Raw genomic sequence first — 11449 nt, 5'->3', positions numbered from 1 at the left:
CCCCCGCACCGCCCCGCACCATGGCCCGCACCTGCATAACCCCAATAACAACAGGTCTAACGCCATGAGCATCCTTCACCCGCGCCAGCTAGTGCTGGCGACCGCTGTTGCCAGTCTTGCCCTTCCCGTTCTCGCCGAAGAACACGGTTTTCTCGAAGACGCCAGCGCCAACCTCAACCTGCGCAATTTCTTCTTCAACCGCAACTTCACCAACCCGACCAAGGCCCAGGGCGGCGCCCAGGAGTGGACCCAAAGCTTCATTCTCGACGCCAGGTCCGGCTTCACCCAAGGCACCGTGGGGTTCGGCATGGACGTGCTGGGTTTGTACTCGCAGAAACTCGATGGTGGCCGTGGCACCGGCGGCACTCAACTGTTGCCACTGGACCACGATGGCGAGCCCGCCGATAACTTCGGGCGCCTCGGTGTCGCGTTCAAGGCGCGGATTTCGAAAACTGAAGTGAAGGTCGGTGAATGGATGCCGGTGCTGCCGATCCTGCGCTCCGACGATGGCCGCTCACTCCCGCAAACCCTGCGCGGCGGGCAAATCACCTCCAGGGAAATCGACGGCCTGACCCTGTATGGCGGCCAGTTCCGCGCCAACAGCCCGCGGGACGACAGCAGCATGACAGACATGTCGATGTCCGGGAAAACCGCGTTCACCTCCGACCGCTTTAACTTCCAGGGCGGCGAATATGCCTTCAACGACAAACGCACCCAGATCGGCGTATGGAACGCCCAGCTCAAGGACATCTACAGCCAGCAATACCTCAACCTGATCCACAGCCAACCCGTGGGCGACTGGACCCTGGGTGCCAACCTCGGGTTCTTCTACGGCAAGGACGACGGCAGCGCCCGTGCCGGCGACCTCGACAACAAGACCTGGTCCGGACTGTTCTCGGCCCGATACGGCGGCAACACCTTCTACGTGGGCCTGCAAAAACTCACCGGCAACAGTGCCTGGATGCGCGTCAACGGCACCAGCGGCGGCACCCTGGCCAACGACAGCTACAACGCCAGCTACGACAACGCCCAGGAAAAATCCTGGCAGGTGCGCCACGACTACAACTTCGCAGCCCTTGGCGTGCCGGGGCTGACGGTGATGAACCGCTACATCAGCGGCAGCAATGTGCACAGCGGCACCGTGACGGACGGCAAGGAATGGGGACGGGAAAGCGAAGTGGCCTACACGGTGCAGAGCGGAACGTTGAAGGACCTCAATGTGCGCTGGCGTAATTCCAGCATGCGCCGTGATTACAACAACAATGAGTTCGATGAAAATCGGTTGATCGTCAGTTACCCAATCTCGTTACTCTAACGCTGAAAAACCCGTAGTTATTACAACCAAACGCCACTTCATTTAGGAAAATGCTCACCTATTCGCAACTCTCTTTCCATGCGAGCCGTAGGAAAATGAAACAACCCCATATGAACCAAATCCATCGCTGCGCCAATAACAGGCTGTTTCAACTAGAACTTCACTTAATTATTTACAGCATGGAGCAACGTCGTGACTACAGTAACTTCTGGCAACCCAAGTCCATTCTCCTGGAATGACTGGCGACAAAAATTGGACGAAAAGCATACGCAAGCTTCCTCGCACCACCCTAGCCTTCATCAGGAGCCGACCCACAACAGGGAAACAGGCCAGAGCCAACGGCACCGGTCTCACTGTTCCAGCCACTTCACTCAGCACAAGTACGACGCTGCCCCCTCAACCTCAAAACCAGCTGTCACAGCACCTGCCGCCGAGTACCGCACCAACGAATTCATTTCGACCGATCTTATCAACGTGCCAAGGTCTCCAAGTGGGGCCCCCGTTACGCACGAATTTGATAATGGCAATGTCAAGATAACCTCTTCGCCCCTGCATCAAGGAAGTTTCAACGGCACGGCTACCCCGCGAAATAAAGTCACTATCGAAACAGGCAATCAAGACGATCACATTGAGATAAAGACCCTCCAATCAGGGGGTATCGTGGCCGAAATCAATGGAAAAGCCTACGAGCTCCCCATCGAAAATATCGGTGCAATGGCTGGGCTGCTTGAGATAAAAACCCAGGGTGGGAAAGATCAAGTAAACGTCGCCAAAAATATCTGGTTCGAAACGCAGATCAGCCTAAATGATGATCATCGTGTATCAGGCCGAAACGGCTACACTTCCGCACCGGAATCCTCTGACAAAAAAACGTTTTCGGAGTCAGACGCTATCCCGGTGGCTTCCCGGATGAAGCAAGAGGGTGACAGCCAGGTGTTCAAGAAGGGCGATGTAACCATTTCATATGATCAAAACAAGTACTCCGACCGCCCCGGTGACGGCGTTACGCAAATTAAAACAGGAAACGGTGATGACAAGGTTCGTATCAGTGCCGCCGACGACGGTTCACTGATGGCCAACATAAATGGGGAGCAATTTTTACTGCCCGTCAAAAATGATCCAACCGGACAATCGCGATTGTTTATACAAACCCAGGAAGGTAACGATAACGTCACCATCGACTCCAACGTTAAAAACTTCTCCTATATCAACTTGGGCCCGGACAAGTCGGGGACGGTTTACACCGGTGGTGGATTTGTCTCCGGCCCGGAAGAAACGAAGCAGGACCAACAATATAGAAGCCAGAACTACAACCCCGTTTAAAGCCGCCTGAGTGGCGAGGTGGTGGGCACTCGTCAGCCTGGCGAAAAATTGCGACAAACTTGCTGTATGGTGCGCGCGTGTCATGGATGACCCGACCCAGCAGCCAACGTCTTTCGAGTCCGCCGTCCACCATGAAACCCTTCGCCACCGTATTGGCCATTTTGGCCCTGGCCCTGAGCCTCAGCGGCTGTATTGGCCCACCTGTGGCACTGACACAGCAGACCGAACAGAAACTGAAAACCGAGGCGCCAATCCGTTTTTTGCTGACCTTCGACGACGGCCCCAGCGCCTCGGGTTTTATGAACCCGAGCCGTTCGGTGATGGCTGACCTGGCGAACAACCCGATACAGCCGGGCATCAAGGCGGTGTTCTTCCTGCAGACCGAAGCACCCCGCTCCGGCGGTAACCCGCGGGGCCGCAAGACCATGGAGCGCGAATACGCGGCCGGCCATATCCTGGGCTTTCACACTGCAACCCCGTGGCACAGCAATCATCGTTCGCAAAATCCGGTTGAGCTGGAGCACTACCTCAACCTGGGTTCGTCGACCCTTGAATCCATCACCGGCCAGCCGCCCACACTGGTGCGCCCGCCGTTCTGGAATTACGACAAGCGCACCTTCGCCGCCTACCAGCGGCATGGCATGCACGTACTGCTCACAGACTTGAGTGCAAACGATGGCGTGATCTGGGTATTCAATGGCAGCCCGCGTCGACGGGAAAACCTGATACGCCAGCTGTCGGTAGTGCGCGAACGTATCGCACGGGGCGAATTACCGACGGTGGACGGCGTAATCCCGGTGGTGGTGACCTTTCACGACATCAACCGCTACACCGCCTGGCACCTCAAGGAATACCTGCAAATCCTGATCGACAGCGCGCGTATCAACGGCGTGCCTACCGCCGCCCAGCCGTTCTACACCGACCGCGCTGCCTTGCAACGAGCCGCCATGGCCCGCACGGTGAAGGACGCCGACGAAGTGGTGCACCTGCCAGGTGTGTGGAATTGGGTGTGGGACGCTGACTCGCACTGACCTCCAAAACGGCTCTCTGGCTATGTCGAGTGGCCGGCAAATTTTTGGATCAGATGAGTCGGCCCAGACACGATCAGCAAATCCCCAGGCAGTACCTGCGTGCTCGGGGTGGCATGCTGGAAGTCTTGGCTGGCACGCTTCAAGCCTACGACGGTCACCCCGAATTTTTCGCGGATTTGCCCGTCGGCCAGCGTGCTGTTGTGGCACGACAGTGGAGCATGAATCTTGGCGATGGCGAAACCGTCGTCGAACTCGATGAAATCAATCATCCGCCCGGTAATGAGGTGAGCAACACGCTCACCCATTTCCTTCTCCGGATAGACCACGTGGTGGGCGCCAATGCGCTGCGCTATCTGCCCGTGCTCAGCAGTCCGGGCCTTGACCCAGATATCCGGGATCCCCAGTTCAGTCAGCGTCATGATGGTCAGCAGGCTGGCGGCCAGGTCGGTGCCGATGCCCACAATGGCGTGGGCGAAATCGGCAACTCCCAATTGGCGCAACACCTGCAGGTTGGTGGAGTCGGCCTGCACCGCATGCGTCAGCAGGTCAGCCCACTCATGGACCGGTGCGGCGTCGCGGTCGATACCCATCACGTCGTGCCCCAGCCGCATCAGCGATTGGGCCACCGAGCCGCCGAAGCGACCCAGGCCGATCACCACTACGCTGTCGCCCTTGGCAAATGAGAACTTCTCTGAAAATAGCAAGTTAGCCAACAATGGGATGCTCCTCTGGGTAACGGTAGGGCATACGGCGTTCGCCCAAGGCCAGTGACGCCGCCAGCGTGATGGTGCCCACCCTTCCGGCGTACATCAGCAGTGTCAACACCAGTTGGCTTGAGGTGGGCAGTTCGGCGGTGATACCGGTGGATAAGCCGACGGTGCCAAACGCCGAGATGACTTCGAATATGACCTGGTCGGTGGGCAACGCGGTTTCACGCAGGATAAAGAGCGTCGCCAGCACGATCAGGGCGCTGCTCAGGACCAGCACGGTAATGGCTTGACGTTGGGCTGCAGCACCGACACGCCGACCAAATGCCTCGCAGTCACTGTGGCCACGAATTTCGGCAATCACCAGCAAGACCAGGATCGCCACAGTACCAACTTTCACCCCACCCGCCGTGCCGGCACTGCCGCCGCCGACGAACATCAGAAAGTAATGCACCGCCCAGCTTTCCGGGGTCAACGCGCCAATGTCGATCGAATTGAACCCGGCGGTACGCGCGGAAACGGAAGCAAATGCCGCCGACAGCACTTTATCGGTCACGGCCATCGGGCCGAGGGTGGTGGAATTGTCCCACTCGAACAGCAGCAGCGTGAAAAACCCGACCGCCAGCAAGATCGCCGTGCCAGACAAGGTGAGTTTGGTATGCAGCGACCAGCGACGGGGATGGTTGAACCTGCTGCGCAAGTCATACAGCACGGGAAAGCCAATACCGCCGATAACGATGGCGGCCATGACAGGCAACAGAATCCAAGTGTCTGTGGCGTAGCGCATCAGGCTGTCGGAGTAAATCGAGAAACCTGCGTTGTTGAAGGCCGATACGGCATGAAACAGACCGCTCCAGGCCGCATCGGCCCATGACTGGCCATAGCCCCAATGAAACCTGAAGGTGAGCCACACGGTCGTGATGAGCTCCAGGGCGAACGTCACCACCAGCACCAGTTTGGCCACGCTGGTAATGTCTCCCACCCCCAATGAGCGCGACTCCAGCTGTGCGACCATTTTGGTACGCAGGCGCAATCGGCTGTTAACCATCAGGCCGAGCAAGGTCGCCACCGTCATGATGCCGAAGCCACCGAGCTGGAACAGAAGCAGAATCACCGACTGGCCGAAGGTCGACCAGTACGTGCCAGTATCCACCACCACCAACCCGGTAACGCAGACGGCTGATACGGCCGTAAAGAACGCCGTCACCCACGGGACTGCGGCCCCCTCGGCCTGGGATATCGGCTGCATGAGAATGGCGGTTCCGGCCAGTATTGCGGCAAGGAACACCAGGGCGACAACCCTGGCAGGATGCAGCAGTAATTTCATTGGGCGCCAGGGCTCAGGTCGCGATAGGGAGGTCCGTAGCGCAGGATAAACACGATGCCCCTATAGGAGCTGTAGGAAGAAGCCGCTACTCCCCGTCAGCATAGCTGAAACACTCAGCCCCCATTTTTACAGCCCCACCTGCCGCGTCGCAGAGCCTGCGTTCAGGCTTCAGCCCTGTTCCCGCGACTCAACCCCCAGTTCATCCCACACCGACTCGGCCAAATGAAACGTCGCATTGGCTGCCGGAATCCCGCAGTAGATCGCGCTTTGCATCAGTACTTCCTTGATCTCTGCGCGGGTTACGCCGTTACTCGCGGCGGCGCGCAGGTGCAGCTTCAGCTCTTCGCTGCGGTTCATGCCGATCAGCATGGCGATGGTGATCAGGCTGCGGGTATGTCGCGGCAGGCCCGGGCGGGTCCAGATATCACCCCAGGCGTGGCGGGTAATCATTTCCTGGAACTCGCTGTTGAACTCGGTCAGGGCGTTGAGGCTGCGGTCGACATGAGCGTCACCCAGCACTTCGCGGCGCACTTGCAGGCCATCGGCATAACGTTGTTTCTCGTCCACAAAAGGTTCCTCATGCAACGTTGACGACAGGCACATAACCTGTGGCGAGGGAGCTTGCTCCCGTTGGGTCGCGCAGCGGCCCCCATAAGGTCACTGCATTTTTGCTGAAAGATCTCTATTGCGGCTTTCAGGGCTGCTGCGCAGCCCAACGGGAGCAAGCTCACTCGCCACAGGGGTTAGCGATACTCAGCGGGCTAACAGAAATTCCAGCACGCGGTCGCTGAACGCGGCCCCGGCTTGCACGTTGGACAGGTGCGCGGCGTAGAACTCGGCGTACTCGGCGCCCTTCACGTGTTCCTGGATAAAGTGCCCACCAGACGGTGGTGTGACTGCATCTTCGCTGCCCGCGATCACCAGGGTCGGCACCTTGATCGACGCCAATTGCTCACGGAAATCCGCATCACGTACCGCCGCGCAATTGGCCGCATAACCTTCGGGATTGGTCGCCGCCAACATGTCGGTGATCAGCTTGGTTTGATCAGGATGAGCCTCGGCAAAATCGGCGGTAAACCAGCGGGCAATCGAGGCATCACGCAGGGCAACCATCGCTGCCGCGCCGTCGCGCAGGACCATTTCGATTCGCGGGTTCCACACCTCAGGCGTGCCGATTCTCGCGGCGGTGTTGCATACCACCAGCCGGCGCAAGCGCTCACCCGCATGGATGCCCAGCCACTGGCCGATCAAGCCACCCATGGACAACCCACAAAAATGCGCGCGGTCGATATGCAATGCATCCAGCAACGCCAGCACGTCCTGGCCCAACTGTTCGATGCTGTAGGGGCCTTCGGTCACCAGGGACTTGCCGTGGCCACGGGTGTCGAAACGCAGCACCCGGAAATACTTCGTGAACGCCTCGATCTGGATGTCCCACATGTGCAGGTCGGTGCCCAGGGAGTTGGACAGCACCAGCACCGGAGCGTCTTCGGGGCCATCGAGTTGGTAGTTCAGTTCGCCATCAGCGAGTTGTACAAATCCCACAGCAGCCTCCTCAGGCAGTCAAAGCAAAATGTTCGGCCACGGCCCGGGTGACCCAGGTGTGGGCCTGGCCCAGGTAGTGCGCCGGGTCCAGCAGGCGGTCTAGTTCGGCGGCCGAGAGTTCGGCAGTCACTTGCGGTTCATCGCCCAGCACTGCCCGCAGGTGGCGACCATCGGCGACGGCGCGCTTGCAGCATTGTTCCAGCAGATGGTGCGCGGCTTCGCGGCCCAGGCGCTGGGCAAGCACGATGCTGACCGCTTCGGCCAGTACCAGGCCTTGGGTCAGTTCCAGATTTTTGGCCATGCGCCCGGGGTCGACTTCCAGGCCTTCACTCACCAGCAGCGCCTGATGCAACGCACCCGACACCAGCCGGCAAATCTCAGGCAAGGTTTCCCATTCGGCGTGCCACAGGCCCAGGCTGCGTTCGTGCTCTTGGGGCATGGCGCTGAACATCGTCGCCACCAGGCCCGGCACGCGGGTCGCGGCGCTGATCAGCACCGCGGCGCCCACCGGGTTGCGCTTGTGGGGCATGGTCGAGGAGCCGCCTTTGCCGGGTGCGGAGGGTTCGAACACTTCCGCCGCTTCGGTCTGCATCAGCAGGCTGATGTCGCGGCCCAGTTTACCGAGGCTGCCGGCGATCAAGCCGAGCACCGAGGCAAACTCCACCAGGCGGTCGCGCTGGGTGTGCCAGGGTTGTTCCGGCAGGTTCAATTGCAACTCGGCGGCCAGCGCTTGCGCCACCGGCATCGCCTGTTCGCCGAGGGCTGCCAGGGTTCCGCAAGCACCACCAAACTGCAGCACCAACAAGCGCGGCTTGAGTTCACTGAGGCGTTGCCGGCTGCGGGTGACTGCGCCGAGCCAGCCGGCGATCTTCATGCCCAGCGTGACCGGCGTTGCATGCTGCAACCAGGTCCGACCCGCCAAGGGTGTTGTTGCATATCGTTGAGCCTGCGCGGCGAGGATCTCGCCCAGCCTCGCCAAGTCATGTTCGATCAACTCGACAGCGCTGCGCAGTTGCAACACCAGGCCGGTGTCCATCACATCCTGGCTGGTAGCGCCCAGATGCACATAACGCTCGGCGCCGGCATCTTCGCTGGCGATCAACTTGCCGAGGGCCTTGACCAGCGGAATCGCGGAGTTGCCTGCGGTGGCTATTGCCTCGCCGAGGGCATCAACGTCGTAGAGAGAAGCCAGGCAAGCCTGGGCAATCGGCGCGACGGCTGCTGGCGGGATCAACCCGACCTGAGCCTCGGCCCGGGCCAGCGCGGCTTCGAAATCCAGCATGCCCTGCAAGCGCCCTTGATCGCAGAACACTTCGGCCATGCTGTTGGCGGTGAAATAGGCGTCGAACAGTTGGTTGCTCGTGCGCATGGTCATAAAACATCCCTAGGTGGCGCATACCCGGCAAAGGGCATGCGCCGGCCGGTTACAGATCGTGGTGCAAATACGCCGCCTCTTTGGGCAGGCGCAAGCTGAACAGGAACGCCACCGCCATCATCGCCGTGACGTACCAGTAGAAGGTGTTTTCCATGCCCATGGTTTTCAGGCCCAGGGCCACGTATTCCGCTGAACCACCGAAGATCGCGTTCGCCACCGCATACGCCAGGCCCACGCCCAATGCACGCACCTGTGGCGGGAACATTTCGGCTTTCACCAGGCCGCTGATGGAGGTGTAGAAGCTCACGATGGCCAGGGCCAGGGTGATCAGCACAAAGGCCAGGAACGGGCTGCTGACGGTTTTCAGGGTCAGCAGGATCGGCACGGTGAACAGCGTGCCCAGCGCGCCGAACCACAGCATCGAATTACGGCGGCCAATCTTGTCTGCCAGCATGCCGAACACCGGCTGCATGCACATGTAGAAGAACAGCGCACCGGTCATGATGTAGCTGGCGGTCTTGGCGTGCATCCCGGCAGTGTTCACCAGGTACTTCTGCATGTAGGTGGTAAACGTGTAGAAAATCAGCGAGCCGCCGGCGGTGTAGCCGAGCACGGTGATAAACGCCGCCTTGTGATCGCGGAACAGCGCGGCAATGCTGCCGGCGTCCTTGTCTTCACGCATTTCCTTGCTGGTGGTTTCTTTCAAGGTGCGACGCAGCAACAGCGAGATCACCGCCGCGATGGCGCCGATCACAAACGGAATGCGCCAGCCCCAGGCCCGCAGTTCGTCTTCGGTGAGGATCTGTTGCAGGATCACCACCACCAACACCGCCAGCAGTTGCCCGCCGATCAGGGTCACGTACTGGAACGAGGCGAAAAACCCGCGCTGGCCCTTGAGCGCGACTTCACTCATGTAGGTGGCGGTGGTGCCGTATTCGCCGCCTACCGACAGGCCCTGGAACAACCGGGCGACCAGCAGCAAGGCCGGGGCCCAGGCGCCGATGTCTTTGTAGGTAGGCAAAAAAGCGATGACCAGGGAGCCGGCGCACATCATCAGCACCGAGATCATCATGGAATTCTTGCGACCGTGTTTATCCGCCACCCGGCCGAACAGCCAGCCGCCAATAGGGCGCATCAGGAAGCCGGCAGCGAACACGCCAGCGGTATTCAGGAGTTGGACGGTGGGGTCGTCGGAGGGGAAAAACGCTGGAGCAAAATAGATGGCGCAGAAGGCATAGACGTAGAAGTCGAACCATTCGACGAGGTTGCCGGAGGAGGCACCGACAATCGCAAAGATCCTTTTGCTGCGTTCTTCTCCGGTGTAGTGACTCGTTTTTGTTGTCATGTTTTTTCACTCAGTGGGAACGGTTATAGCCTAGACATACTTTGCAACAACCGTGTTCCGCAAGCAGACTTTCGGATATTTATTGCCTGGGCTGGCCTCATCGCGGGCAAGCCCGGCTCCTACAGGTGACCGAGTTGCCTGGGCAAACGCGGTCAAATGTGGGAGCTGGCTTGCCTGCGATAGATCCCCAGCCAACTCAGTAATCGAAGAACACCGTTTCTTCGTCTGTGCCCTGCAAAATCACATTCCACTGATACACACCCGCCGCATCTGCCTTGGCGATCAACGTGCGCCGCCGCTCCTGCGGCACACACGCCAGCAGCGCGTCATCGCTATTCGCCGTCTCACCGTCAAAATAAATCCGCGTCAGCAGGTGCTTCACCAAACCACGGGCAAACACCAACACCACCAAGTGCGGCGCCTGGGTCGTGCCCTTCAACCCCGGCACACTGCCCGGCTTGATGGTGGTAAAGCGAAAACGCCCTTCGGCATCCACCGGCACCCGGCCAAAGCCTTCGAAGTTCGGATCAACCGCCTTATCCTGCTCATCCTCAGGATGGTCGTACTTGCCGGCCGCATTGGCCTGCCAGACTTCCAGCATGGCGTCGTTGACCACATCACCGTTGCCATCCACCACCTGCCCGGTGATCGCCACGCGCTCACCGAGGGTGGCGGCAACGGTCAGGTCTTCGCGGTTCAGCCAGGTCAGGCCGATGTGGTAATACGGCCCGACGGTGTGGGAAGTAGTCGCGTTGAGGCTCATCTCATTTCTCCATCGGCGTGGCGTCGCGGCCGCGCAGGACGATGTCCCAGCGGTAGCCGAGGGCATACTGCGGAATGGTTTTTTCCAGGTCGAAACTGGCGATCAGGCGTTCCTTGGCGGAGGTGTCCGGGACGCAGTTGTAGATCGGGTCGTAAGCCAGCAGCGGGTCGCCAGGGAAGTACATCTGCGTCACCAACCGCGTCAGCACGCTCGGGCCGAACAGCGAGAAGTGGATATGCGCCGGGCGCCAGGCGTTGTGGTGATTGCCCCACGGGTAGGCGCCGGGTTTGATGGTCTGGAACTGGTACCAGCCCTCGGCATCGGTGACGGTGCGCCCGGTGCCGGTGAAGTTCGGGTCCAGTGGTGCATCGTGCTGGTCGCGCTGGTGGTTGTAGCGGCCGGCGGCGTTGGCCTGCCAGATTTCCACGAGGATGCCGGGAACGGGCAAGCCGTTTTCATCCAGTACACGCCCGTGAATGATGATGCGTTCGCCCTGAGGCTCGCCTTCGTGCTGGGCGGTCAGGTCGTTATCCTTCTCGTTGATCCGCTCGGCGCCGATGGTCGGGCCGGTGATTTCCGACAGGGAATGGGGCAGGAACACCAACGGCTTGGACGGCGAACGCAGGTTCGTCGACTGGTAGGCCGGGTGCAGGTAATCAGGCTGAGTACCCGCTTTCGGGCGCCGGTATCCGGGCTTGTCACTCATGGAGCAATCCTC

At 60.0% G+C, this 11449-nt stretch carries 11 protein-coding genes; 3 read left to right on the top strand and 8 right to left on the bottom strand.

Going from position 1 to position 11449, the window contains the following annotated elements:
- Positions 1-64 precede the first annotated feature (64 nt).
- The 3 genes from CEC48_RS19565 to CEC48_RS19555 all read left to right on the top strand — a co-directional run bounded on the left by CEC48_RS19565 (position 65) and on the right by CEC48_RS19555 (position 3669).
- Positions 65-1315 carry an OprD family porin gene (locus CEC48_RS19565; RefSeq protein WP_088425236.1) on the top strand — a complete coding sequence of 417 codons (1251 nt, stop codon included), beginning with the start codon at positions 65-67 and terminating at the stop codon, positions 1313-1315.
- A gap of 192 nt (positions 1316-1507) precedes the next feature.
- Positions 1508-2638, top strand: a complete 1131-nt coding sequence (locus tag CEC48_RS19560; protein WP_141099690.1) for a hypothetical protein — start codon at positions 1508-1510, stop codon at positions 2636-2638.
- A gap of 131 nt (positions 2639-2769) precedes the next feature.
- A complete protein-coding gene (locus CEC48_RS19555; RefSeq protein WP_088425234.1) occupies positions 2770-3669 on the top strand; it encodes a polysaccharide deacetylase family protein in 900 nt (299 codons plus the stop codon).
- A gap of 20 nt (positions 3670-3689) precedes the next feature.
- Here CEC48_RS19555 and CEC48_RS19550 read toward each other — a convergent pair whose 3' ends face one another.
- From CEC48_RS19550 to pcaH, 8 genes are all read right to left on the bottom strand, one after another.
- Positions 3690-4385: a TrkA family potassium uptake protein gene (locus tag CEC48_RS19550; protein ID WP_088425233.1), complete on the bottom strand. Its 696-nt coding sequence runs from the start codon at positions 4383-4385 to the stop codon at positions 3690-3692.
- Positions 4375-5703 carry a TrkH family potassium uptake protein gene (locus CEC48_RS19545; RefSeq protein ID WP_088425232.1) on the bottom strand — a complete coding sequence of 443 codons (1329 nt, stop codon included), beginning with the start codon at positions 5701-5703 and terminating at the stop codon, positions 4375-4377. Before CEC48_RS19545 ends, CEC48_RS19550 begins: the two co-directional genes overlap by 11 nt.
- A gap of 168 nt (positions 5704-5871) precedes the next feature.
- Positions 5872-6270 (bottom strand): 4-carboxymuconolactone decarboxylase, encoded by a 399-nt coding sequence (gene pcaC, locus CEC48_RS19540; RefSeq protein WP_088425238.1) that lies wholly within the window; start codon positions 6268-6270, stop codon positions 5872-5874.
- A gap of 186 nt (positions 6271-6456) precedes the next feature.
- Positions 6457-7248, bottom strand: coding sequence for a 3-oxoadipate enol-lactonase (pcaD, locus tag CEC48_RS19535; RefSeq protein ID WP_088425231.1), 792 nt, complete (start codon positions 7246-7248; stop codon positions 6457-6459).
- Positions 7249-7258: 10 nt separating this feature from the next.
- Positions 7259-8623 (bottom strand): 3-carboxy-cis,cis-muconate cycloisomerase, encoded by a 1365-nt coding sequence (locus CEC48_RS19530; RefSeq protein WP_088425230.1) that lies wholly within the window; start codon positions 8621-8623, stop codon positions 7259-7261.
- A 49-nt stretch (positions 8624-8672) separates the two neighbouring features.
- The gene (locus CEC48_RS19525) at positions 8673-9968 is read right to left on the bottom strand and encodes an MFS family transporter (protein WP_088425229.1); all 1296 of its coding nucleotides are present in this window, start codon (positions 9966-9968) and stop codon (positions 8673-8675) included.
- A gap of 196 nt (positions 9969-10164) precedes the next feature.
- Entirely contained in the window at positions 10165-10731 is a 567-nt protein-coding gene (gene pcaG / locus CEC48_RS19520; RefSeq protein ID WP_088425228.1) for a protocatechuate 3,4-dioxygenase subunit alpha, read from the bottom strand.
- 1 nt (position 10732) lies between these two features.
- On the bottom strand, positions 10733-11437 hold the full coding sequence (gene pcaH / locus CEC48_RS19515; RefSeq protein WP_088425227.1) for a protocatechuate 3,4-dioxygenase subunit beta: 705 nt from the start codon (positions 11435-11437) through the stop codon (positions 10733-10735).
- Between the last annotated feature and the right edge of the window lie 12 nt (positions 11438-11449).

Origin of the sequence: Pseudomonas sp. K2I15 (assembly GCF_002204795.1) — a bacterium.
Taxonomy (GTDB): Bacteria; Pseudomonadota; Gammaproteobacteria; order Pseudomonadales; family Pseudomonadaceae; genus Aquipseudomonas.
Note: the sequence above shows the minus strand (reverse complement) of the source record. Positions and strands in the feature narration are given on the sequence as shown.

Coding starts and splice junctions, on each gene's coding strand:
- CEC48_RS19530 (WP_088425230.1), bottom strand. CDS start 8,623: ATGACCATGCGCACGAGCAACCAACTGTTCGACGCCTATTTCACCGCC.
- CEC48_RS19525 (WP_088425229.1), bottom strand. CDS start 9,968: ATGACAACAAAAACGAGTCACTACACCGGAGAAGAACGCAGCAAAAGG.
- pcaG (WP_088425228.1), bottom strand. CDS start 10,731: ATGAGCCTCAACGCGACTACTTCCCACACCGTCGGGCCGTATTACCAC.
- CEC48_RS19565 (WP_088425236.1), top strand. CDS start 65: ATGAGCATCCTTCACCCGCGCCAGCTAGTGCTGGCGACCGCTGTTGCC.
- pcaH (WP_088425227.1), bottom strand. CDS start 11,437: ATGAGTGACAAGCCCGGATACCGGCGCCCGAAAGCGGGTACTCAGCCT.
- CEC48_RS19545 (WP_088425232.1), bottom strand. CDS start 5,703: ATGAAATTACTGCTGCATCCTGCCAGGGTTGTCGCCCTGGTGTTCCTT.
- CEC48_RS19555 (WP_088425234.1), top strand. CDS start 2,770: ATGAAACCCTTCGCCACCGTATTGGCCATTTTGGCCCTGGCCCTGAGC.